The 23,065-nt window shown below is 68.9% G+C and carries 20 protein-coding genes and 2 tRNA genes; 8 read left to right on the forward strand and 14 right to left on the reverse strand.

Translation table 11 applies throughout. The annotated features are described in order from the left end of the window. Nucleotides 1-15 precede the first annotated feature (15 nt). The 3 genes from OG580_RS17740 to OG580_RS17750 form a co-directional block, all read right to left on the reverse strand. Nucleotides 16-399: a DUF6344 domain-containing protein gene (locus OG580_RS17740; protein ID WP_267044658.1), complete on the reverse strand. Its 384-nt coding sequence runs from the start codon at nucleotides 397-399 to the stop codon at nucleotides 16-18. A 258-nt stretch (nucleotides 400-657) separates the two neighbouring features. Continuing rightward, entirely contained in the window at nucleotides 658-1,764 is a 1,107-nt protein-coding gene (locus OG580_RS17745; RefSeq protein ID WP_267044659.1) for an acyltransferase, read from the reverse strand. A 667-nt stretch (nucleotides 1,765-2,431) separates the two neighbouring features. Further along, nucleotides 2,432-2,504: transfer RNA gene (locus tag OG580_RS17750), tRNA-Ala, on the reverse strand. A 129-nt stretch (nucleotides 2,505-2,633) separates the two neighbouring features. Here OG580_RS17750 and OG580_RS17755 point away from each other — a divergent pair. Both OG580_RS17755 and OG580_RS17760 read left to right on the forward strand, forming a co-directional pair. Next, nucleotides 2,634-3,182 (forward strand): DNA-binding protein, encoded by a 549-nt coding sequence (locus OG580_RS17755; protein WP_150268275.1) that lies wholly within the window; start codon nucleotides 2,634-2,636, stop codon nucleotides 3,180-3,182. Between the two features lie 63 nt (nucleotides 3,183-3,245). Next, entirely contained in the window at nucleotides 3,246-4,640 is a 1,395-nt protein-coding gene (locus OG580_RS17760; RefSeq protein WP_267044660.1) for a serine/threonine-protein kinase, read from the forward strand. 68 nt (nucleotides 4,641-4,708) lie between these two features. Here the strand turns inward: OG580_RS17760 and OG580_RS17765 are convergent, their stop codons facing one another. From OG580_RS17765 to dnaA, 11 genes are all read right to left on the reverse strand, one after another. Then, nucleotides 4,709-6,031 carry a hypothetical protein gene (locus OG580_RS17765; protein ID WP_267044661.1) on the reverse strand — a complete coding sequence of 441 codons (1,323 nt, stop codon included), beginning with the start codon at nucleotides 6,029-6,031 and terminating at the stop codon, nucleotides 4,709-4,711. A gap of 104 nt (nucleotides 6,032-6,135) precedes the next feature. Then, a complete protein-coding gene (locus OG580_RS17770; RefSeq protein ID WP_003958712.1) occupies nucleotides 6,136-6,270 on the reverse strand; it encodes a DLW-39 family protein in 135 nt (44 codons plus the stop codon). A 145-nt stretch (nucleotides 6,271-6,415) separates the two neighbouring features. Continuing rightward, nucleotides 6,416-6,489: transfer RNA gene (locus tag OG580_RS17775), tRNA-Ile, on the reverse strand. A 108-nt stretch (nucleotides 6,490-6,597) separates the two neighbouring features. Next, a complete protein-coding gene (locus OG580_RS17780) occupies nucleotides 6,598-7,194 on the reverse strand; it encodes a DUF3566 domain-containing protein (RefSeq protein WP_267044662.1) in 597 nt (198 codons plus the stop codon). Between the two features lie 106 nt (nucleotides 7,195-7,300). Further along, nucleotides 7,301-9,907 carry a DNA gyrase subunit A gene (gene gyrA, locus OG580_RS17785; RefSeq protein ID WP_267044663.1) on the reverse strand — a complete coding sequence of 869 codons (2,607 nt, stop codon included), beginning with the start codon at nucleotides 9,905-9,907 and terminating at the stop codon, nucleotides 7,301-7,303. Nucleotides 9,908-9,948: 41 nt separating this feature from the next. Next, entirely contained in the window at nucleotides 9,949-11,976 is a 2,028-nt protein-coding gene (gene gyrB, locus OG580_RS17790; RefSeq protein ID WP_267044664.1) for a DNA topoisomerase (ATP-hydrolyzing) subunit B, read from the reverse strand. Between the two features lie 440 nt (nucleotides 11,977-12,416). Continuing rightward, nucleotides 12,417-12,983, reverse strand: coding sequence for a DUF721 domain-containing protein (locus OG580_RS17795; protein ID WP_267044665.1), 567 nt, complete (start codon nucleotides 12,981-12,983; stop codon nucleotides 12,417-12,419). After that, nucleotides 12,980-14,101: a DNA replication/repair protein RecF gene (gene recF, locus OG580_RS17800; RefSeq protein ID WP_267044666.1), complete on the reverse strand. Its 1,122-nt coding sequence runs from the start codon at nucleotides 14,099-14,101 to the stop codon at nucleotides 12,980-12,982. Before recF ends, OG580_RS17795 begins: the two co-directional genes overlap by 4 nt. Before the next feature lie 54 nt (nucleotides 14,102-14,155). Then, nucleotides 14,156-15,034 (reverse strand): phosphogluconate dehydrogenase (NAD(+)-dependent, decarboxylating), encoded by an 879-nt coding sequence (gene gnd / locus OG580_RS17805; RefSeq protein ID WP_267044667.1) that lies wholly within the window; start codon nucleotides 15,032-15,034, stop codon nucleotides 14,156-14,158. 186 nt (nucleotides 15,035-15,220) lie between these two features. Further along, nucleotides 15,221-16,351, reverse strand: a complete 1,131-nt coding sequence (dnaN, locus tag OG580_RS17810) for a DNA polymerase III subunit beta (protein ID WP_041130169.1) — start codon at nucleotides 16,349-16,351, stop codon at nucleotides 15,221-15,223. 976 nt (nucleotides 16,352-17,327) lie between these two features. After that, the gene (gene dnaA / locus OG580_RS17815; RefSeq protein WP_267044668.1) at nucleotides 17,328-19,082 is read right to left on the reverse strand and encodes a chromosomal replication initiator protein DnaA; all 1,755 of its coding nucleotides are present in this window, start codon (nucleotides 19,080-19,082) and stop codon (nucleotides 17,328-17,330) included. 380 nt (nucleotides 19,083-19,462) lie between these two features. On the opposite strand from dnaA, the gene rpmH reads away from it, so the two are divergent. From rpmH to rsmG, 6 genes are all read left to right on the forward strand, one after another. Beyond that, a complete protein-coding gene (gene rpmH / locus OG580_RS17820) occupies nucleotides 19,463-19,600 on the forward strand; it encodes a 50S ribosomal protein L34 (RefSeq protein WP_006381191.1) in 138 nt (45 codons plus the stop codon). Nucleotides 19,601-19,621: 21 nt separating this feature from the next. Beyond that, nucleotides 19,622-19,993 carry a ribonuclease P protein component gene (rnpA, locus tag OG580_RS17825; RefSeq protein ID WP_267044669.1) on the forward strand — a complete coding sequence of 124 codons (372 nt, stop codon included), beginning with the start codon at nucleotides 19,622-19,624 and terminating at the stop codon, nucleotides 19,991-19,993. Continuing rightward, a complete protein-coding gene (gene yidD / locus OG580_RS17830) occupies nucleotides 19,990-20,316 on the forward strand; it encodes a membrane protein insertion efficiency factor YidD (RefSeq protein WP_215065479.1) in 327 nt (108 codons plus the stop codon). Before rnpA ends, yidD begins: the two co-directional genes overlap by 4 nt. 3 nt (nucleotides 20,317-20,319) lie before the next feature. Continuing rightward, nucleotides 20,320-21,651 carry a membrane protein insertase YidC gene (gene yidC, locus OG580_RS17835; protein WP_267044670.1) on the forward strand — a complete coding sequence of 444 codons (1,332 nt, stop codon included), beginning with the start codon at nucleotides 20,320-20,322 and terminating at the stop codon, nucleotides 21,649-21,651. A 14-nt stretch (nucleotides 21,652-21,665) separates the two neighbouring features. Continuing rightward, complete coding sequence (locus OG580_RS17840; RefSeq protein WP_267044671.1) at nucleotides 21,666-22,178, forward strand: R3H domain-containing nucleic acid-binding protein; 513 nt, start codon at nucleotides 21,666-21,668, stop codon at nucleotides 22,176-22,178. Nucleotides 22,179-22,295: 117 nt separating this feature from the next. Further along, nucleotides 22,296-23,012, forward strand: a complete 717-nt coding sequence (gene rsmG / locus OG580_RS17845; RefSeq protein ID WP_267044672.1) for a 16S rRNA (guanine(527)-N(7))-methyltransferase RsmG — start codon at nucleotides 22,296-22,298, stop codon at nucleotides 23,010-23,012. Nucleotides 23,013-23,065 lie beyond the last annotated feature (53 nt).

Genomic DNA, 23,065 nt, shown 5'->3' on the forward strand with positions numbered 1-23,065 from the left:
TCGACTCCCCGCGCCCTACGCCGCCGTCGCCGTCGCGGCGAGCGCAAGCTCCGTCAGCGCGGCCGGGTCGCTCTCGGCCGCGCCGCCCGCGTGACGGTGGCGTACGGCGGGAGAGGATCCGTGGGCTTCGGCACCGATGCGCTGCTTGATGGTCGGCGGCAGGGAGCGGTCACCGACAAGGGGCCACCGGTGCGTCCGCTGTGCCGGTACGGAGGCGAGGGCGCGCTCCCCGGTGGCGGGGGCAGCGGCGGCGGCAGCAGAGCCGGCCGGCTCCTCGGGCTGCTGCACGGCGGGCTGCTGAGCCGCGGCGGCGGTGCTCGTCAGGCCGACGGAGGCGAGCAGGGCGAAGAGGACGGAGATGAAGGCGGTCCAGAACTGCTTGACCTTGGCGGTGGCCATGACCCCTCACTTTCGTGATGTTCTCGGATGGTTCATTTCGGTTTGCGCGCTTTACGTACTTTCCACATGATGTGGGTGTGGCCCGCGTTTCCGTGGAGCGACGCCCCCCTGCGCAGTTCTTCCGATGAACACCACCCGTACGGATCAATGGAGCCCCGAACTCCTGATCCCGGGATCCCCGAAACGGCGGGGCCGAGGGCACACGAAAAGGCCACGCCCACCATGCGGTGGACGTGGCCTCTCAGGTCTGCCGAGCTGTCAGAGCTGGGCGAGATTGCGCTTGAGATACCGGCTGACGGGCTTCTCGACGAGCTTGTGCACCAGGTACGCGAGCACCAGCGACCCGGCGGTCAGCGTGCCGACGAGCACCCACGGGTCGACACCCCGCGGCGCGTAGTAGCTGATGAACTCCCAGCCGATCACCTGGTGCAGCAGGTACACCGGGTAGGTCAGCGCGCCCGCGATCGGCAGCCACTTCCACTGGATGCGCGAGAGCTTGCCGGTGGCGATCAGGGACATCACCACGAAGAAGCTCGCGAGGATGACGATCACGGGCCATCCGGCGCGGGGGCCGAGCCAGGTGAGGGCCTTGGCCTCCTCGAACGTGGAGGCGAGCGAAGCGCAGAAGGACACGCCCACGACGCCGAACAGCATGAGGTTCGGGCGGAAGCGGTACATCAGGTAGAACGCCATGCCGGCGATGAAGAACCAGCTGTACTCGGGGATCAGGAGCGTCTTCAGCGGCCCGGCGGGGGCCTTGGTGACGATGACCGTGGCCGCGCCCCAGACGCAGCAGAAGAGCAGTACCCGCTTGTAGGTCAGACCCCACCAGGCGACCAGGGCGAAGAGCAGGTAGAAGCGGAGCTCGGTGTAGAGCGTCCAGTAGACGGTGTCGACACTCGGGACCCTGAGAGGCTGCTGGAGCATCGTCAGGTTGGTCAGGATGTCGTTCCATGCCAGGTGGTTGCGGCCGCCGGGGATCACCGCGACGGTGACCGACGTGGCGATGACGCCGAACCAGTAGGCGGGGTAGAGCCGGATCACCCGGGAGACGAAGAAGGCCTTCACGGGCCGGTCCCAGGCGCTCATGCAGATGACGAAGCCGCTGATGATGAAGAACAGCTGCACGCCGAGGTAGCCGTAGGACGATATTCGGAACGTCTCCGGGAAGATGTCCTTGACCGGCGTCGACCACCCGCCGCCCCGGGCCGTGTAGTGGTAGATGACCACCATGAGCGCGGCTGCCAGCCGGAGCCCGTCGAGAGCGTGAAGACGACCGGGGCGCTTGACCTCGAGGTTCGGTTCAAGCTGGTTCTCGGACCGTATTCGGGTCGACGGCAGCACAGGCTGCATCTGGTTCAGCACGCGAAAGATCCCCACCTAGGTATGCGGCCGAAGCGCGCCCCTGGGTCGCATGGGGTGTCGGCTCGACGAGTGAGCATAAGTGGCTCACAGACTGCTTACAACTTTCGATTTGCGCCCTGCGGCACTCATCGAGTAACGCACGCAACACGCAACGACCCACCTTCGCCGCGTTTCCGCGGCTCGGGAGGCTGCGCGCGATTCCGGCCCGGGCGCACACACGGACGACACATCGTGCTCGCGAACCTCGAATGCATTGCGGGTGCAACATCAGTCCAGGGCTAAAACCCTTGATATCCGGCCCATCGCCGCATCAGCCACGCATTTGCGCAAACCAACGCCACTCCGCGCGGGGAGGGCACCTCATCGAGGAGGTTCATCCCAGCCGACCCCCGCCCCGGCACCCGCGAACCGTTCGCGCGCTGTGTCGCACGCCACCCCGAGGCAGTCCGCCCACCTGAGTCGGTTCGGCCGACATCGGCCATCTCCGGATGCTCCGCGTCCGTCTCATGGGCCGACGGGACCCACAGGACCGGCAGGGCCGGCATGCACAATCCGGTCGCCGGAACCCGGTCCGGAACCCGGTCCGGGACCCTGTCCCCGGCTTCCAGATCGGGACAAAAAACACCCCCCTGACCACGTTTCCGCAGTTCAGAGGGGTGTAAAGGTGTGGAGCCTAGGGGAGTCGAACCCCTGACATCTGCCATGCAAAGACAGCGCTCTACCAACTGAGCTAAGGCCCCGGAACGAGAACAGCGTACCGGGTCTCCCCCCATGTCCGGCAAAAGGATTGGGACTCCCGGTCCTCGACCACGCTCCGTAAGATGCTGACCGAGGTTCGCAGTGGCGAACCTAAGGGATGGGGAGAAGTGATGGACGCAGCGCAGCAGGAAGCCACGGCAAGAGCCAGAGAGCTTCAGCGCAGTTGGTACGGGGAGCCGTTGGGGGCGCTCTTCCGTCGACTGATCGACGATCTCGGGCTCAATCAGGCCAGGCTCGCGGCCGTGCTCGGGCTCTCCGCGCCCATGCTGTCCCAGCTGATGAGCGGCCAGCGGGCCAAGATCGGCAACCCGGCCGTCGTCCAGCGCGTCCAGGCACTCCAGGAGCTCGCCGTCCAGGTCGCCGACGGCAGCGTCAGCGCCGCCGAGGCCACCGACCGGATGGACGAGGTCAAGAAGTCGCAGGGCGGCTCCGTCCTCACCAGCACGGCACAGACCGCCACCGGCTCCGGCGCGCCGACCGTGCGCCGGGTGGTCCGCGAGATCCAGTCGCTGCTGCGGTCCGTGGCCGCCGCGGGCGACATCATCGACGCGGCCGACTCCCTCGCCCCGGCCCACCCGGAACTGGCAGAGTTCCTCCGGGTGTACGGCGCGGGGCGCACCGCGGACGCGGTCGCCCACTACGAGTCGCACCAGAACTGACGAGGGACCGGCGGTCGGCCGGTATCCGGTGGACACGACGCAACGGGGAGCGGTCACAGCGCGATGGGTGAGGTATTCGCCGGCCGGTACGAGCTGATCGACCCGATCGGGCGGGGCGGGGCGGGCGCGGTGTGGCGCGCCTGGGACCACCGACGCCGCCGGTACGTGGCAGCCAAGGTGCTCCTGCAGAGCGACGCGCACACGCTGCTCCGCTTCGTCCGGGAGCAGGCGCTGCGGATCGACCATCCGCACGTCCTCGCCCCGGCGAGCTGGGCCGCCGACGACGACAAGGTCCTCTTCACCATGGACCTGGTCGCCGGCGGCTCGCTGGCGCACGTCATCGCCGACTACGGCCCGCTGCCGCCCCGCTTCGTCTGCACCCTGCTCGACCAGCTGCTCTCCGGTCTGGCGACGGTGCACGCCGAAGGTGTCGTCCACCGGGACATCAAGCCCGCCAACATCCTTCTGGACGTCACCGGAACCGGGCGGCCGCACCTGCGGCTGTCCGATTTCGGCATCTCCATGCGCAAGGGCGAGCCCCGACTCACCGAGACCAACTACGTGGTGGGGACGCCCGGTTACTTCGCACCCGAGCAACTCATGGGTGCCGAACCGGACTTCACCGCCGACCTGTTCGCCGTCGGTCTGGTCGCGCTCTATCTGCTCCAGGGCCGCAGCCCGGACTCCCAGACCCTGGTGACGCACTTCCTCACGTACGGCACCCCGAGCGCCCCCGAGGGCATCCCTGAGCCGCTGTGGCAGGTGCTCGCCGGGCTGCTGCAGCCCGACCCGCAGGCCCGGTTCCGGACGGCCACGGGCGCGCGCAAGGCGCTGCACGCCGCCGCCGAGATGCTGCCCGAGCCGCGCCCCGACGAGCCTCCGGTCGAGATCTTCGACCAGATCGGCCCCCTGCCGGCCGGCTTCGGCCCCCTGGGCCCGACGAGCACCGCGAGCCCGGCAAGCCCCACGAGCATCGGAGCCCCCGGCGGACCCGCCGGACCCATCGGACACGACGGCCCTGCCACCGACGCCGTACCGACCCCGCCCTCGGCCCCGGCGCCCGCACCCGCGCCCGTACCGACCCAACAGCAGAACCAGCAGCAGAACCAGCAGTTCCAACAGCCGGTGCCGGCCGCCGCCGCCCCGACTCATCCGCCGCTGCCGCATCCCTCCGAGACGGGCAGCTTCCACCTGCCCCCGCCGGTCACCCACCCGACCCCCTCCTTCGACCAGTTCCCCACGGCCTCGGCGCCGTACGGACAGGCCCCTACTCCTCCATACACCGCCCAGCCCGTTCAGGTTCCCGGTCAGCAGCACACCGCACCTGCGCACCCCCCGCAGTCCGCGCCGCTCGCCCCCGTACGCCGACCGGGACCGCCCCCGAAGGTGACGGTCCCGGTACTCCTGCTGGCACTTGTCTGCCTCGCGGTCGGCTTCTGGGCCCTCTCCCAGACCTGAGCGGACCTGAGCGGACCCGAGTCGACCCCGAATAGACCTGAGCGGACCCGAGGCGGCAGGGAGGGCCTCTACGGCCGTCCAGCGCCCGCCTGGCGCCGCGCGATCAGCGTCCACGCGCCGAGCCCGAGCAGCAGCACGCTCCCGGTGCCGATCCCGGCCACCGCGACGAGCCGCATGGTGTCGCTCCGCTCCGCCGCCTGTGCGCCGCCCGCACCGCTCGTGCCGCTCGCCGCGGCCTCCCGGTCGTCGTCGGTCACGGCGAACGGGCCGGGGTCCCCGTCGTACCCCGGGCCGGCCTTCTTGGTGCCCGTGAGGTTCACCCGCAGCGTCAGCGGGACGGGCTCGTCCCCGTACTCCGCGGCGATCGCCGGGTTGAGCGTGGCCGACAGGTAGTACCAGCCGGCGAACCGCATACCGCTGGTCGCCTCGTTGTACGAGGTGCGGTTCTCGTGGGCCACCGGCCGCATCGGGCCGAGCGCGAGCGTCGCCTGCTTCCCCGAGTAGCTGACGGTCTCCTCGTCGACGTGCCCGAGCGCCGGGTTGTCGAGGGAGAGAGCCAGCGCGTAGCTCACGTACTCGTCCCCGGCCGCGCTGCTGCCGAGCTCGGCGGTCGCGTAGAGCTGCTGCCCCCAGTCGATGGGCACCCGGTAGTAGAGCGTCTGGCCCGGCCGGATGTCGGAGCGCCACTCGCCCTCGGTCAGTGAGGCGGCGTCATGGACGCCCGAGCCGCCCTGCCGCGGCTTGGGCCCGCCCACCGGCGGCGGGGGCGTGGCGGAGGGCCAGACGTCGGGAAGCTCGGTCGGCCCGGCCTTCTTGAGGGGCTGCTCGGTCAGGTGACGGATCTCCAGCTCCCAGTCGTCCCCGGCGGACGCCGGCTTCGACTCCCGCTCCACGAGGACGAAGAAGGCGCCGGCCGTCTGGCAGGTGGAGCTGTCCGCCTCGATGATCCGGCGGGCGTACGCGGCGAGCGGCCGGGCGAACTCCGCCGACGAGAACGACACCTGCTGGTAGCCGCAGTCGGTGCCGGAGCCGTCCTGCATGGTCACCTTGAAGCCGTCGCCGGACTCGACCTTGCTGCCGGGCTTCGGCACGGCGACCACGGAGACGTAGCTGTTCAACCGGGAGTCGAGGTCGACGCGGTAGTAGGCCTTGCCGTTCCGCTTGAGCGTGTCGCGGTAGGTCTGTCCGGGCTTCAGCTGCGCCGCGTCCGAGCTCGAAGCGGCGCCCTGGACCCGTTGTGCCGTGCTGTCGAAGGTGTACGGCGGGAGAGCGCCCCCGTCGGCCGCCCGGGCCTGGCCCGGCAGCGTGGTCACCGCGCCCAGCGCCGCGACCGCCGCGATCAGGGCCCCCGCCCTCCGGCCGATGCGTCCGATGCCGGCCTGCGTCTTCACGCGCTCCTCCTCTTTACTTAAGCAACCCATTTATTCGCTCAGGCAAAGCAAAGCCCCGGCCCGCTCACGCGCGGCCGGGGCTCCACCCACAGACGGTCTTCGTCTCAGACACCCGAACCTGCGGGCACGGAGTCGGTCGCCTCCGTCCACAGGTCCTGCTCGGCGCGATCCGCCTGGATCTGGCGGTACACGAGGAGCCCGCCGATGGCGGCCAGTGCGACCAGGAGCAGCTTCTTCACCGTGCGACCTCGTCTTTCGTTGACGTAGGAGACTTCTGGCGCCCACTCTACACATCGACCGATACCGATCGGTGACCTCGGATCGGCCTGTGGCATCAAATGCAATCGGCCCGGACGGGTGAACCGTCCGGGCCGATCATTACTGTGGGGCTAACAGGATTTGAACCTGTGGCCTCATCCTTATCAGGGATGCGCTCTAACCAACTGAGCTATAGCCCCGCCGCGCTTTACGGTGTGTGTCCCGCGCGCTGACTCCTGAACATTAGCGCACGTGGGGGCCAGTCCCAAAATCGGTTCCCTCAGGCCCCCACGAAGATCACGCGTCGGTCACTCGTCCTCGGCCAGCGTGAGCTCGACACCGCCGACGAAGCCCGCCGACAGGTTGTAGATGAACGCGCCCAGCGTCGCCAGCGCGGTCATCAGGACCACGTCGATGACGGCGATGACCGAGGTGAACATCAGGACCCGCGGCAGCGACAGGAACGACTGCAGGTCGAAGCCGTTGGACTCGTTCGAGCCCGTGGCCTCGCTGATCGTGCCGCCGACCGTCGAGAAGACGCCCATGGCGTCCATGACCATCCACAGCACCGCCGCGGCCACGACCGTGCAGATGCCCAGCGCGATGGAGAGCAGGAAGCTCACCTTCATCACCGACCACGGATCGGCCTTGGCCACCCTCAGCCGCGCCTTGCGCGTACGGGGCGTGGTGCGTGCCCCCGTACGCGGCCGGCGCATGGCCTGGGCGCTCGTCTGGCCGCCCAGCGTCCCGCCCGCGACCCCGCCGGTCTGGCCGCCCGGCGCCGGAGCGCCGTACGCCTGCGGCGGGTGGTACGGGCCGCCCGGCTGCTGCGCACCCGTGCGCTCGCCGGGCAGTGGCCCGCTGTAGCTCTCGTACGAGGGCTGCTGCCCCCGAGTGTCCGTCACCGCAACCCCCTGGGAGTCCGTGGCGGGGCCACGGGCGCCGTTCGCTCCAGCACCAGCAGAAGCTCCGGCGGCCGCCGATCCGGCGCCCGTGGCTCCACTCACGCTCTTACTCCTCGTGCTCCCCGGCCGAGGGCTCCGCGCCCTCGACTGCCTCGACCACCGCGGCCTCGGTCGCCTCGACGGCGTCCTCGGCATCGGCGTCGTCGTCGATGTCCTCGCTGCCGGCCTCGGCGTTTCGTGCGATGCCGACGACGGCATCACGCTTACCCAGGTTGATCAGCTGGACGCCCATGGTGTCACGGCCGGTCTCCCTGACTTCGTTGACTCGCGTACGAATCACACCGCCGGACAGCGTGATGGCGAGGATCTCATCAGTCTCCTCGACCACCAGCGCGCCCACGAGCGAGCCACGGTCCTCCACGATCTTGGCGGCCTTGATACCGAGGCCGCCACGGCCCTGGACGCGGTACTCGTCGACGGGGGTGCGCTTCGCGTACCCGCCGTCGGTCGCGGTGAAGACGAACGTACCCGGCCGGACGACATTCATCGAGAGCAGTTCGTCGTCAGCGCGGAAACTCATCCCCTTGACGCCCGAAGTGGCGCGTCCCATCGGGCGCAGCGCGTCGTCCGTCGCCGTGAAGCGGATCGACTGCGCCTTCCTGCTGACGAGGAGCAGATCGTCCTCGGACGAGACCAGCTCGGCCCCGATCAGCTCGTCGTCGCTGCCGTCCTCGGTCTCCCGGAGGTTGATGGCGATGACGCCGCCCGAGCGGGGCGAGTCGTAGTCCTTCAGCGCGGTCTTCTTCACCAGGCCGGCCTTGGTGGCGAGCACCAGGTAGGGCGCGGCCTCGTAGTCGCGGATCGCCAGGATCTGGGCGATCTGCTCGTCCGGCTGGAAGGCCAGCAGGTTGGCCACGTGCTGGCCGCGCGCGTCCCGGCCGGCGTCCGGCAGCTCGTACGCCTTGGCCCGGTAGACCCGGCCCTTGTTGGTGAAGAAGAGCAGCCAGTGGTGGGTGGTGGAGACGAAGAAGTGGTCGACGATGTCGTCCTGCTTCAGCTTCGTCCCGCGCACGCCCTTGCCGCCGCGCTTCTGCGAGCGGTAGTCCTCGGTCTTCGTCCGCTTCACGTAGCCACCACGCGAGATGGTGACGACGATGTCCTCCTCGGCGATCAGGTCCTCGATGGACATGTCACCGTCGAAGGGCACGAGCTTGGACCGGCGGTCGTCGCCGAACCGCTCGACGAGGGCGGCCAGCTCCTCGCTGACGATCGCGCGCTGGCGCTCGGGCGAGGCCAGGATCGCGTTGTACTCGTTGATCTTGGCCTGGAGTTCGTCGTGCTCGGCGACGATCTTCTGGCGCTCCAGGGCGGCGAGCCGGCGGAGCTGCATCTCCAGGATCGCGTTGGCCTGGATCTCGTCGATCTGGAGCAGGTCCATCAGGCCGCCGCGGGCGATCTCGACCGTGTCGCTGCGCCGGATGAGGGCGATGACCTCGTCGATCGCGTCGAGCGCCTTGAGCAGACCGCGCAGGATGTGGGCGCGCTCCTCGGCCTTGCGCAGCCGGAACTTCGTCCGGCGGACGATGACCTCGATCTGGTGCGACACCCAGTGGCGGATGAACGCGTCGAGCGAGAGCGTGCGCGGCACACCGTCGACGAGCGCCAGCATGTTCGCGCCGAAGTTCGTCTGCAGATCGGTGTGCTTGTACAGGTTGTTGAGGACGACCTTGGCGACGGCGTCGCGCTTGAGCACGATGACGAGGCGCTGGCCGGTCCGGGACGAGGTCTCGTCGCGGACGTCGGCGATGCCGCCGACCTTGCCGTCCTTGACCAGGTCGGCGATCTTCTGCGCGAGGTTGTCCGGGTTGGTCTGGTACGGCAGTTCCGTGACCACCAGGCACTGGCGGTTCTGGATCTCCTCGACCTCGACGACGGCACGCATCGTGATCGAGCCACGGCCGGTGCGGTAGGCCTCTTCGATGCCCTTGCGGCCGACGACGAGCGCGCCCGTGGGGAAGTCCGGGCCCTTGATCCGCTCGATGAGCGCGTCGAGGAGCTCCTCGTGGCTGGCGTCGGGGTGCTCCAGCGCCCACTGCGCACCGGCCGCGACCTCGCGGAGGTTGTGCGGCGGGATGTTGGTCGCCATGCCCACCGCGATACCGGCGCTGCCGTTGATCAGCAGGTTCGGGAAGCGGGCCGGCAGGACCGTCGGCTCCTGGTTGCGGCCGTCGTAGTTGTCCTGGAAGTCGACGGTCTCCTCGTCGATGTCCCGGAGCATCTCCATCGACAGCGTCATGAGCTTGCACTCGGTGTACCGCATGGCGGCGGCCGGGTCGTTGCCCGGGGAACCGAAGTTGCCGTTGGAGTCGACGAGCGGCATCCGCATCGACCAGGGCTGGGCGAGGCGGACGAGCGCGTCGTAGATCGAGGAGTCGCCGTGCGGGTGGTACGTACCCATGACGTCACCGACGACGCGGGCGCACTTGTAGAAGCCCTTCTCGGGCCGGTAGCCGCCGTCGTACATCGCGTACAGCACGCGACGGTGGACGGGCTTGAGGCCGTCCCGTACGTCGGGCAGCGCGCGGGACACGATGACGGACATCGCGTAGTCGAGGTACGAGCGCTGCATCTCGGTCTCGAGCCCGACGGGCTCGATGCGCAGGACGGGCTCTTCTTCTTCGGTGGTCCCGGTCGGGGTGTTTTCGTCGGCCATTGCTGGTCGTCAGTCCTTTCGTACGGTCAGCTGAGACCGACTCAGATGTCGAGGAAGCGAACGTCCTTGGCGTTGCGCTGGATGAACGAGCGGCGTGCCTCGACGTCCTCGCCCATCAGGACCGAGAACAGGTCGTCGGCCTGGGCGGCGTCGTCCAGGGTGACCTGGCCGAGGACACGGTGCTCGACGTCCATGGTGGTGACGCGCAGCTCCTCGGCGTTCATCTCGCCGAGACCCTTGAAGCGCTGGATCGAGTCCTCGCGGATCCGCTTGCCGTTCTGCTTGCCCAGCTCGACGAGGGCGTCCCGCTCCCGGTCCGAGTACGCGTACTCGAAGTCGTCCCGGCCCCACTTGATCTTGTAGAGCGGCGGACGGGAGAGGTAGACGTGACCGGCCTCGACCAGCGGCCGCATGAAGCGGAAGAGGAAGGTCAGCAGCAGGGTGTTGATGTGCTGACCGTCGACGTCGGCGTCCGCCATCAGAATGATCTTGTGATAGCGGAGCTTCTCGATGTCGAAGTCCTCGTGGACTCCGGTGCCGAAGGCCGAGATCAGCGCCTGGACCTCGGTGTTCTGCAGGATCTTGTCGATCCGGGCCTTCTCGACGTTCAGGATCTTGCCGCGGATCGGCAGGATGGCCTGGTACATCGGGTTACGGCCGGACTTGGCCGAGCCGCCGGCGGAGTCACCCTCGACGATGAAGATCTCGCACTTGACCGGGTCGTTCGACTGGCAGTCGGACAGCTTGCCCGGCAGCGACGCCGACTCGAGGAGACCCTTGCGACGGGTCAGGTCGCGCGCCTTGCGGGCGGCCACGCGCGCGGTGGCGGCCTGGATCGACTTGCGGATGATGTCCGCGGCCTCGACCGGGTTGCGGTCGAGCCAGTCGTTGAGGTGCTCGTAGACCGCCTTCTGGACGAAGGTCTTCGCCTCCGTGTTGCCCAGCTTGGTCTTGGTCTGGCCCTCGAACTGCGGCTCGCTCAGCTTGACCGAGATGATCGCGGTCAGACCCTCGCGGATGTCGTCGCCCGTGAGGTTGTCGTCCTTCTCGCGGAGCAGCTTCTTGTCGCGCGCGTACTTGTTGATCAGCGAGGTCAGCGCCGCACGGAAGCCCTCCTCGTGCGTGCCGCCCTCGTGGGTGTGGATGATGTTGGCGAAGGAGTACACGCCCTCGCTGTAGCCGCTGTTCCACTGCATCGCGACCTCGAGGGACAGGGCCTTGTCCTTGTCCTCCGCCTCGAGGTCGATGACGGTGGGGTGGACCAGCTCGCCCTTGCGCGAGTTGAGGTACTTCACGAAGTCGACGATGCCGCCCTCGTAGTGGTACTTCACCGTGCGCGCGGTCGGCTCCGCGGCCTCCGCCTCCGGGTCGTCCGCACCGACCGTGGCCTTCGCCGACTCGCGCTCGTCCGTGAGCGTCAGGGTGAGGCCCTTGTTGAGGAAGGCCATCTCCTGGAAGCGGCGCGCGAGCGTCTCGAAGGAGTACTCGGTGGTCTCGAAGATGTCCGGGTCGGCCCAGAACGTGACCGAGGTGCCGGTCTCGTCGGTCGCCTCGTGCTGCGCGAGGGGCGCGGTCGGGGCGCCCATCTTGTAGTCCTGCGTCCAGCGGTGGCCGTCCGTCTTGATCTCGACGGAGATCTTGGTGGACAGGGCGTTCACGACCGAGACACCGACACCGTGCAGACCGCCGGAGACGGCGTAGCCGCCGCCGCCGAACTTGCCGCCCGCGTGCAGCACGGTCAGCACGACCTCGACGGCCGGCTTGCCCTCGGAGGCCACGATGCCCACGGGGATGCCACGGCCGTTGTCGACGACGCGCACGGCGCCGTCGGCCAGGATCGTCACGTCGATGGTGTCCGCGTGGCCGGCCAGGGCTTCGTCGACCGAGTTGTCGACGACCTCCTGCACCATGTGGTGCAGACCGCGCTCGCCGGTCGAGCCGATGTACATGCCAGGGCGCTTGCGCACGGCATCCAGGCCTTCAAGGACCTGGATGTTGCTGGCGGTGTACTGGTTGTTCTCGTTGGGGTTGCCGGAATCGGCCACGAAGCGCCCTTTCTGGCACAGCACAGGCCGTTCTCCGGGCATACGGGAGCGGCTGCGTCGTTCGACATGTTCCGCAGGGTGGCGGGATTGTCTCCCAGTCTACCGGTAGCGCCGACACTCATGGGGGTTTGCCGGTCCCTGAGTCCGCATGTGCCGCCCTGAGCGGGACCAAGACGACTCCCCATATCCACACAGGGTCTCCAGAGGCCTCTGGAGGCCGCCTAGCGCTTCGAGTTGTCGCTCGGCGTGGGGACGCGGTCCACGCGCGTCACATCCCGGGGTCCACCCCGTCACCGGAGGCCGGTGAGTCCGGGCACAAAGCCCCCGGTGCAGCGCCCTCCGCCCGCACGCGCACCGCGAGGTACGCGCACCGCGAGGTACCCGCACCGGGAAGTACCCGCACCGCGAGGACCTGGGACCACACGGCCACGGCCTGGCCCGCACCGCGAGGCCGGAGCCGACTGCTACCCGTACGTGTCTCCGGGCCCCACGGACCCCGGCGCCCGCAACGGCCCGTACCCGCGCCGAGGCCCGCCCGGCCCCAGAACCTTGATCACCCGCACCGTCCCGTGCCCCAGGTCCTCGTTGAGCCGCGCCACCAACCGCGGCGCGAGCAGCCGCAGCTGCGTGGCCCACGCCGTGGAGTCGCACTGCACGGTGAGCACCCGCGCGTCCGGCTCGTCGTCGAACTTCAGCGGTACGCAGTGCTTCGCCAGGTCCTCGCCGACGATCTGCGGCCACCGCCCCATGACACCGCCGACCGCCGCCGGGGTCTCCCAGCCGCGCTCGGTGATCAGCCGGTTGATCGCGGCGCCGAGCGCCATCGGGTCGCGCCCGTCGGCGCGCGCGCCGGAGCGCAGGCCGCCCCCGCGCCGGGCCTGCTTCTTCTGCTGGGCGGCGGCGCCCCGCGCCTTCGCCTGCTCCTTGGCGGCGCGCAGCGCGACCCGCGCCAGGTCGACGCCCGAGCTCTCCGGAACCTTGGGGGCCGTCGGCTCCGGGGAACCGGCCCCGAAGGACTGCTGCTCGCTCATACCCGTTCCACCGTCCCGCCGGCCACCCGGTACCGCGTCCCCGCGAGGACCCCCGGCACGTCGTCGTCCACCGCCGCCGTCACGAGCACCTGCTCGCCGTGCGCCACCAGCTCCGCGAGCCGCTCGCGCCGCCGCGCGTCGAGCTCGGCGAAGACGTCGTCGAGGACGAGGACCGGCTCGTTGCCCTCGGAGCGCAGGAGGTCGTACGAGGCGAGGCGCAGGGCCAGCGCGTACGACCAGGACTCGCCGTGGCTCGCGTACCCCTTCGCCGGCAGGTCGCCGAGCTTGAGCAGCAGCTCGTCCCGGTGCGGTCCGACGAGCGTGACGCCCCGCTCGATCTCCTGCTTGCGGACCTCGGCGAGGGCGGCGATCAGCTGCCCGTACAGCTCCTCGCGGGTGTGCCCGGCGCCCGGCGCGGAGGACCGGTACTCCATCAGGATCGGGCCGCCGCCCGGCGCGAGCTGCTCGTAGGCCTTGTCGGCGAGCGGCTGCAGGGTGTGGACGAGGTCGAGGCGCTGGGCGAGGAGCTCCGCCCCGACCGTCGCGAGGTGCTGGTCCCAGACGTCGAGCGTCGACAGGTCCAGGCCTCGCCCGCCGTGCCGCCGGGCCATCGCCGCCGACTTCAGGAGCGTGTTCCGCTGCTTGAGCACGCGCTCGTAGTCGGAGCGCACGCCCGCCATACGCGGCGTACGCGCCGTGATCAGCTCGTCGAGGAAGCGCCGGCGCTCGCCGGGGTCGCCCTTCACCAGGGCGAGGTCCTCCGGCGCGAACAGCACCGTCCGGACGATTCCCAGCACGTCACGCGGTCTGACCTGGGAGGACCTGTTGATACGGGCGCGGTTGGCCCGCCCCGGGTTGAGTTCGAGCTCGACCAGCTGGGAGCGCTCGCCCTGGGTGACGGCGGCCCGGATGACCGCGCGCTCCGCCCCCATCCGTACGAGCGGGGCGTCCGAGGCGACGCGGTGGCTGCCGAGGGTCGCGAGATAGCCGACGGCCTCGACGAGATTGGTCTTGCCCTGGCCGTTGGCGCCCACGAACGCGGTGACGCCCGGGTCGAGCGGAACCTCGACCCGGGCGTACGAGCGGAAGTCGGCCAGCGAGAGATGCGTGACGTGCATGGTGCGCCGACCTTCCCCCGGCGGTTGTGCACCGGGTGGTGCACAACCTGTGGATTACTTCTTGGACTCGACCGCGTGGCCACCGAACTGGTTGCGCAGCGCGGCGATCATCTTCATCTGCGGCGAGTCGTCCTGACGGGACGCGAACCGCGCGAACAGCGACGCGGTGATCGCCGGCAGCGGTACGGCGTTGTCGATGGCGGCCTCGACGGTCCACCGGCCCTCGCCGGAGTCCTGCGCGTAGCCGCGCAGCTCGTCCAGGTGCTCGTCCTCGTCCAGCGCGTTGACCGCGAGGTCCAGCAGCCAGGAACGGATGACCGTGCCCTCCTGCCAGGAGCGGAAGACCTCGCGCACGTCGGTGACGGAGTCGACCTTCTCCAGGAGCTCCCAGCCCTCGGCGTAGGCCTGCATCATCGCGTACTCGATGCCGTTGTGGACCATCTTGGCGAAGTGGCCGGCGCCGACCTTGCCCGCGTGGACCGAGCCGAACTCGCCCTCGGGCTTGAGCGCGTCGAAGATCGGCTGGACCTTCGCCACGTCCTCGACGGAACCGCCGTACATCAGTGCGTAGCCGTTCTCCAGGCCCCAGACGCCGCCGGAGACGCCGCAGTCGACGAACCCGATGCCCTTGGCGGCGAGCTCCTCGGCGTGCTTCTCGTCATCGGTCCAGCGGGAGTTCCCGCCGTCCACGACGATGTCGCCGGGGGAGAGCAGGTCGGCCAGCTCGTCGATGGTGGACTGGGTCGCGGCACCGGCCGGAACCATGACCCACACGACCCGCGGACCCTTGAGCTTGCCCACAAGCTCTTCGAGGCTGTGGACATCGGCGAGGTCCGGGTTGCGGTCGTATCCGATGACGGTGTGGCCTGCGCGGCGGATGCGCTCGCGCATGTTGCCGCCCATCTTGCCGAGACCGACGAGACCGAGCTCCATCAGAGATTCCTTAAGCGTCGTGTGCGGTTTACCCGGGTCCGAGCCTACGCCCGGACCCCGGTGCACACCTGTGGGGTCAGCCGCTCAGTCGACGACCCCTGTGAGGCAGGTCAGCCGCTCGGGCGTACCCGCATTCCGTGCCGTCCGGGGGACGTCCCCCGGACCTCCGGCATGAACCGCCAGGCGTCAGCCGCTGAGCCGCACCGGCATGATCAGGTACTTGTAGGCCTCGTCCGCCTCGGCGTCCAGGGCGGGCTTGCCGCTGAGGAGCGCCGGCTTCGTGGAGGTCGTGAAGGAGAGCTGGGCGACCGGGGAGTCGATCGCGCTCAGGCCGTCCAGGAGGAAGGTCGGGTTGAAGGCGATCGAGATGTCGTCGCCGTCCAGCTGCGCGTCGACCCGCTCCACAGCCTGTGCGTCGTCGCTGGAACCGGCCTCCAGGATCAGGACGCCCTGCTCGAAGCTCAGCCGGACCGGGGTGTTGCGCTCGGCGACCAGGGCCACGCGCTTGACGGCCTCGACGAACGGGGCCGTCTCGATCACCGCGACCGAGTTGAACTCGGTGGGGAAGAGCGTCCGGTACTTCGGGAGGTCGCCCTCCAGGAGACGGGTGGTGGTGCGGCGGCCCGCGCCCTCGAAGCCGATCAGGCCCTCGCCCTTGCCGGAGCCCGAGAGCGCCAGGGTGACCGTGTCGCCGCTCGTGAGTGCCTTGGCGGTGTCCAGGAGGGTCTTCGCGGGCACCAGGGCGACCGCGGAGGCGTCCGGGGACTCCGGCTTCCACAGGAACTCGCGGACCGCGAAGCGGTAGCGGTCGGTGGAGGCCAGGGTGACCGTGTCGCCCTCGATCTCGATACGCACACCGGTGAGGACGGGCAGCGTGTCGTCACGGCCGGCGGCGATGGCCACCTGGGCGGCGGCGGAGGCGAAGACCTCACCGGGGACGGTGCCGGTCGCGGTGGGCATCTCCGGCAGCGCCGGGTACTCCTCCACAGGCAGGGTGTGGAGGGTGAAGCGGGAGGAGCCGCAGACCACGGTCGCCCGTACACCGTCTGTGGAGATCTCCACCGGACGGTTGGGGAGGGCGCGGCAGATGTCGGCGAGCAGCCGGCCGGAGACGAGAACGGTGCCGTCCTCCTCGACCTCGGCCTCGACCGACACCCGGGCGGAGACCTCGTAGTCGAAGCTGGAGAAGCTCAGCGCGCCGTCCTCGGCCTTCAGGAGAAGGCCCGCGAGTACGGGCGCCGGCGGACGGGCCGGGAGGCTGCGGGCCACCCAGGCCACCGCCTCGGCGAGTACATCGCGCTCCACCCGGATCTTCACCGGAACCGCCTCCTGCTGTTGCTGGCTCTTCGTCGACTGCGAGAACCAGTCTGACGTACGCCGCCGACACTCGGTGCTGCTCGGGGTCAAGTCGCGACGAGAGCGCGTCGGAGCTCCGACGCCAAGTTGTGCACAGGCCCCACTTCGAAACGGATTCCTAGCTAACTCTATGTAGGAGTAGTAGTAGGGCCTGTGGAAACGGTGGATAACGTCGTTTTCGCAGGTCAGGCCCACTTTTTTGTCCACCGACCCTGTGGGTGGAACCCGTGGACAACTGGGGTTCTCTGTGGACACCGAAAAGTTCTGCACACCCGATACACAGGTCATGGGGAGTTCTCCCCAGCGCTGTCCCCAGCTTTACCCACGTTCCCCACAGCCCAACCGTCTCCTTTGGTGTGACCGCTTTCACTCGACACGGTGAGCTTGGGTGATTCGTTGCCGAACAGTGGACAGAGGTGTGGAGAAGCTGTGGGCAACCGAGGCCCCCCTGTGGGCAGCCGGTGGACAACTTTGGGGACCCCCTGTGGACGAAAAATTCATCCACAGGCTGTGGAGAGAGGTTGCCAACAAATCCACAAGGGTCTGACCTGGAGTGATGACATGTCAGTAGGCCGACCTGTGGACACAGTCCGGATAACTCGACAGTCCCCACCCTGTGGACGGGAGATCATGCCCCAATCTGTGGAGAACCCGCCACCGGAACGGAGAAATCGAACATCGCCTGCCGTACACCGCTGTGTACGGCGAACGGGGGTGCCCCTGGAGAGGGCCCGAAGAGGGCCCGGAGAAGGCCCGAAGGCGTCCGCGGAGAGGGTCCGAGAGCATCCACGGGCGTCTCGGAGCGGGGTCGGTGCGGCGTCAGACGCGGCGTCAGGGGCCAGGGGGTGTCCTGGGCAGGAATGCCGAAGGGCGCCTCGGGAGGTGTCCCTGGGCGCCCTTCGGTCACTGCTCGCGCCGCGCCTGCGGCGGCGGTTGCTCAGCCGTTCTTGATGCGGTTGGTCAGCTCGGTGACCTGGTTGTAGATGGAGCGTCGCTCCGCCATCAGGGCACGGATCTTCCGGTCCGCGTGCATCACCGTCGTATGGTCGCGGCCGCCGAACTGCGCGCCGATCTTCGGCAGCGACAGGTCCGTCAGCTCGCGGCACAGGTACATCGCGATCTGCCGGGCCGTCACCAGGACGCGGCTGCGGGACGAACCGCAGAGGTCCTCCACCGTCAGCCCGAAGTAGTCGGCCGTGGCCGCCATGATCGCGGGAGCGGTGATCTCCGGCGCGCTGTCCTCGCCGCCGGGGATCAGGTCCTTGAGGACGATCTCGGTGAGCCCCAGGTCCACCGGCTGCCGGTTGAGGCTGGCGAAGGCCGTCACCCGGATCAGCGCGCCTTCCAGCTCGCGGATGTTCCGCGAGATCCGGGAGGCGATGAACTCCAGGACCTCCGGCGGGGCGTTGAGCTGCTCCTGGACCGCCTTCTTGCGGAGGATCGCGATACGCGTCTCCAGCTCGGGCGGCTGCACGTCGGTGGTGAGACCCCACTCGAAGCGGTTGCGGAGCCGGTCCTCCAGGGTCACCAGCTGCTTGGGCGGCCGGTCCGAGGAGAGCACGATCTGCTTGTTGGCGTTGTGGAGCGTGTTGAAGGTGTGGAAGAACTCCTCCTGCGTCGACTCCTTGCTCGCGAGGAACTGGATGTCGTCGACGAGCAGGATGTCCACATCGCGGTACCGCTTGCGGAACGCGTCGCCCTTGCCGTCGCGGATCGAGTTGATGAACTCGTTGGTGAACTCCTCGGAGCTCACGTACCGCACACGTGTGCCCGGGTAGAGGCTCCGCGCGTAGTGGCCGATGGCGTGCAGCAGGTGGGTCTTGCCGAGCCCCGACTCCCCGTAGATGAAGAGCGGGTTGTATGCCTTCGCCGGCGCCTCGGCCACCGCGACGGCCGCGGCGTGCGCGAAGCGGTTCGAGGAACCGATGACGAAGGTGTCGAAGAGGTACTTGGGGTTCAGCCGCGCGTGCTGTTCGCTCGGCTGGCCGGCGCCCTGCCCGGAGGAGGAGCCGGGGCCGCCCGGGACGGGACCGCCGCCTGGCCGGGGGCCGGGGCGGGCGCCGGGGCCCTGCGGGTCGGGCAGCTCGGCGCGCTCGGGCCGCTGCTGCTGCTCGTATCCCCGGGAGGGCTCGTCGTAACGGGGCTGCCGGGACTGCTCGGGACCGGTGTACGGGGCGCGCTCCTGGTAACCGCCGAGCCGCGGCTGCTGCCAGGACAGGTCTTCCTGGGTGCGCGGCCAGGCACCGGGGTCGGGGCGCTGCGGCTGCTGGTAGTCCGGATAGGCCGGGCGCGCGGTCGGCAGCCCGTCGTCGGACATCGGGCGGTGTCCGTAGCCTTCGTACTTCTCGTACGGCTCGTGCTGCGGTCGCTCGTCGTAGCGGGGCTGCTGCGCCGGGGGCGCGGGCGGCGTCGGCTCCCCGACGGAGTCGTCGACGGTGATCGCGATCCGGATCGGGCGTCCGCACTCGCGGCTGAGGGTCTCGCTGATCAGCGGGGCGAGCCGGCCTTCGAGGACGCGCTTGCCCCACTCGTTGGGTACGGCGAGGAGGGCCGTGTCGGCGACCAGGGCGAGCGGCTGGCACCGCTCGATCCACTGCTTGTCCTTGGGTTCGATCCCCTGCTGGCCTTCGCCGAGGAGGTGCTCGAGGACGCGTGGCCACACTGCGGCAAGATCGGCAGGTACGTCAGCCACGGGGCACGCTTTCTCGCAGGTCCCACGATGCTGTGGTTCTCGGGGACGGTGGGTCGAAGTCCGTGAGGACAGGTGAGGACAGAACGGAAAAGACCGTGAAGTCTCACCACGGTAGTCGGGGCGGCTGACGTGGTTCAAGTTGTTGTCCACAGCCTGTGCATAATGGACCATGGCGACAGGTCGGTTTGACCGGATGGCGTAGCCGCGCGTACCGTGACCAGGTCGAGTTGTCGATGGCTGCTGCCGCCTGCCTCCGATGGGCAAAGACCACGCTTTGTGGTCGCGAAGCGGTGCTATCGGGCGTTACGAGCTACTCGTGGGCGCACGGTGACAGCCAGGCGATGTCCCGCCACCACCCGAATCATTTCTGGAGCCCCCGAGTGAGCAAGCGCACCTTCCAGCCGAACAACCGTCGTCGCGCGAAGACCCACGGCTTCCGCCTGCGCATGCGCACCCGTGCCGGTCGCGCCATCCTGGCGAACCGTCGTGGCAAGGGTCGCGCGAGCCTGTCCGCCTGATCCACTTAAACAGGTCATGACGTGCTGCCTACCGAGAATCGGCTGAGGCGGCGCGAGGACTTCGCAACCGCGGTACGCCGAGGTCGCCGGGCTGGTCGCCCGCTCCTCGTCGTCCACCTACGCAGCGGTGCTACGGACCCGCACGCGCCTGGGGAGAGCGCTCCCCCGACGCGTGCGGGTTTCGTCGTGAGCAAGGCCGTGGGCGGTGCGGTCGTGCGTAACCAGGTGAAGCGTCGCCTCCGCCATCTCCTCCGAGACCGCCTCTCCGAGCTGCCCCCCGGTAGCCTGGTGGTCGTACGGGCGTTGCCCGGAGCCGGTGACGCCGACCACGCACAGCTGGCCCGAGACCTGGACGCCGCTTTTCAGCGGCTGCTGGGAGGGGGCACGCGATGAAGTACCCGCTGCTGGCTCTCATCAAGCTGTACCAGTGGACGATCAGCCCTCTCCTGGGCCCCGTCTGCCGGTACTACCCGTCGTGTTCCCACTACGGATTCACGGCCATCGACCGGCATGGCGCGATCAAGGGCACGGCCCTGACCGCCTGGCGCATCCTGCGGTGCAACCCGTGGTCGCCCGGCGGTGTGGACCATGTCCCCGCGCGTAAGCGCCCCCGCTGGCACGAAATGCTGAGGAACGCGCTGCGCGGCGACAAGGGCGGGTCCACCGCCGAGACGAGCCCGGCCGCAGAGACCTCGCCCAATGCTCAAGGAGCCTGATTAGTGGACACGATTGCCAGTCTGTTCAGCTTCATCACCACACCTGTCTCATGGGTGATCGTCCAGTTCCACACGGTGTACGGGGCGATCTTCGGCCCTGACACGGGCTGGGCCTGGGGCCTGTCCATCGTGTCCCTCGTGGTGCTGATCCGTATCTGTCTGATCCCGCTGTTCGTCAAGCAGATCAAGTCGACGCGGAACATGCAGGCGCTCCAGCCGAAGATGAAGGCGATCCAGGAGCGCTACAAGAGCGACAAGCAGCGTCAGTCCGAAGAGATGATGAAGCTGTACAAGGAGACGGGTACCAACCCGCTCTCCTCGTGCCTTCCCATCCTGGCGCAGTCGCCGTTCTTCTTCGCCCTGTACCACGTGCTGTCCTCGATCGCCTCGGGCAAGGAGATCGGTGTCCTCAACCAGCAGCTGGTCGACAGCGCCCGGCAGGCGCACATCTTCGGTGCACCCATCGCCTCGAAGTTCATGGACTCCCCCGAGGCCGTTGCGGCCCTCGGTGCCTCGCTGACCGATGTCCGCATCGTCACAGCGATCATGATCGTCATGATGTCGGCCTCGCAGTTCTTCACCCAGCGCCAGCTGATGATGAAGAACGTCGACCTCTCGGTGAAGACCCCGTACATGCAGCAGCAGAAGATGCTCATGTACATCTTCCCGGTGATCTTCGCCGTCATGGGTATCAACTTCCCCGTCGGTGTCCTCGTCTACTGGCTGACCACCAACGTGTGGACCATGGGCCAGCAGATGTACGTGATCAACCAGAACCCGACCCCGGGCAGCAAGGCTCAGGACTCGTACCTCCAGCGCCTGCTGAAGAACGTCACCACCCACGGTGAGGTCCGCGGCCGGCGTCGGAAGAACATCGTCAAGGTGATCGTCGCCAAGGGCAGCGACCGCAACGAGAACGAGCGTCGCTTCTTCACGGGTCTGAGCAAGGCCGGTTTCGCGGCCCAGGCCGACGGCACCGTGATCAAGAGCGACACGATCGTGGCCGAGGCCGAGGGTGGCGCCGCCGCCAAGCGGCAGCAGCCCAAGCGTCAGACCAAGGCCCAGCGCCAGGCCGCCGCGGTGCAGCAGGCCGCGGCGAAGGACGCCGAGGAAAGCTCCGAGCCGGCCGCCGAGCAGGCGACCACCTCGCTGGAGAAGAAGCCGCAGGCTCCGGCCGAGGCCGGCGCTGAGGCCGAGACGAAGGACGAGGCGAAGGACCAGGCGCAGGGCGACAAGCCCGCGCGCCCCCGTGCCAACTCCGGAGGCTCTCGCCAGGGCAAGTCCGGTCAGCGCAAGGGCCAGCAGCGGCCCAAGCACCCGTCGTCCAAGAAGTAAGAAGGAGACCATCCGTGACGGAAGGCATCACCTCCGCCGCCGCCGAGGGTGGCGACACCCTGACCCGCCTCGAGCAGGAGGGTGAGATCGCGGCCGACTACCTCGAAGGTCTCCTCGACATCGCCGACCTCGACGGCGACATCGACATGGACGTCGAGGCGGACCGCGCCGCGGTCTCGATCGTCAGCGACTCCAGCAGCCGCGACCTGCAGAAGCTCGTCGGCCGCGACGGTGAGGTCCTGGAGGCTCTCCAGGAGCTGACTCGCCTGGCCGTGCACCGTGAGACCGGTGACCGCAGCCGGCTCATGCTCGACATCGCCGGTTTCCGCGCCCAGAAGCGCACCGAGCTCGCGGAGCTGGGCGCCAAGGCCGCGGACGAGGTCAAGTCCACCGGGCAGCCGGTCAAGCTGGACCCGATGACGCCGTTCGAGCGCAAGGTCGTGCACGACGCGATCGCCGCCGCCGGTCTGCGCAGCGAGTCCGAGGGCGAGGAGCCGGAGCGCTTCGTCGTCGTGCTCCCGGCCTGATCCCTCTCGTAGTGTCGGCCCCGTCTGTTCGCAGGCGGGGCCGATCTTTGTCAGCCTGATAGTCAGCCACCACAGTGCGCTCGCAGGGAATGCGTGCGGTACGGAAGGACGGTTCCCGTGACGGAGGCAGCGGAGCTCCCGGAGGCGCCCGAGCAGGCGCGGACAGTCTTCGGTGAGCACTTCCCGGAGGCTGTGCGGTACGCGGAGCTCCTCGCGGACGCGGGTGTGAAGCGTGGTCTGATCGGCCCGCGCGAAGTCCCGCGACTGTGGGAACGGCACCTGCTGAACTGTGCCGTCCTCTCGGAGGTCGTTCCCGAAGGCGTGACGGTCTGCGACGTGGGCTCGGGTGCGGGTCTTCCCGGTATCCCGCTGGCTCTCGTCCGGCCCGACCTCAAGATCACCCTCCTGGAGCCGCTGCTGCGCCGGACGAACTTCCTCCAGGAAGTCGTCGAGCTGCTCGGCCTCGACCATGTGACCGTGGTCCGTGGTCGCGCGGAGGAGATGCTCGGCAAGATCACGCCCGTCCATGTGGTGACCGCTCGCGCGGTGGCTCCCCTGGACCGGCTGGCCGGCTGGGGCGTTCCCCTGCTCCGCCCGTACGGCGAGATGCTGGCACTCAAGGGCGACACCGCGGAGGAGGAGATCGTCGGCGCTCGCGCCGCGCTCTCCAGGCTCGGTGTGGTGGCGACCTCGGTGCTGCAGGTGGGTGAGGGCATCGTGGATCCCCTCTCCACGGTGGTCCGGGTGGAGGTCGGTGAGAGCCCCGGCGGTGTGCGGTTCGCTGCCAAGCGCGCCAAGGCCGCCCGGACGAGTAAGACCCGTCGACGCCGCTAAGCGTCGTATACGTACCATTTCGGAGTGTCGAACGGCCCCGACCGTGCAGCAGG

Origin of the sequence: Streptomyces sp. NBC_00094 (assembly GCF_026343125.1) — a bacterium.
Lineage (GTDB): Bacteria > Actinomycetota > Actinomycetes > Streptomycetales > Streptomycetaceae > Streptomyces.

Coding starts and splice junctions, on each gene's coding strand:
- yidD (WP_215065479.1), top strand. CDS start 19,990: ATGAAGTACCCGCTGCTGGCTCTCATCAAGCTGTACCAGTGGACGATC.
- OG580_RS17795 (WP_267044665.1), bottom strand. CDS start 12,983: ATGAGCGAGCAGCAGTCCTTCGGGGCCGGTTCCCCGGAGCCGACGGCC.
- OG580_RS17755 (WP_150268275.1), top strand. CDS start 2,634: ATGGACGCAGCGCAGCAGGAAGCCACGGCAAGAGCCAGAGAGCTTCAG.
- gnd (WP_267044667.1), bottom strand. CDS start 15,034: ATGGAGCTCGGTCTCGTCGGTCTCGGCAAGATGGGCGGCAACATGCGC.
- gyrA (WP_267044663.1), bottom strand. CDS start 9,907: ATGGCCGACGAAAACACCCCGACCGGGACCACCGAAGAAGAAGAGCCC.
- recF (WP_267044666.1), bottom strand. CDS start 14,101: ATGCACGTCACGCATCTCTCGCTGGCCGACTTCCGCTCGTACGCCCGG.
- OG580_RS17760 (WP_267044660.1), top strand. CDS start 3,246: ATGGGTGAGGTATTCGCCGGCCGGTACGAGCTGATCGACCCGATCGGG.
- OG580_RS17740 (WP_267044658.1), bottom strand. CDS start 399: ATGGCCACCGCCAAGGTCAAGCAGTTCTGGACCGCCTTCATCTCCGTC.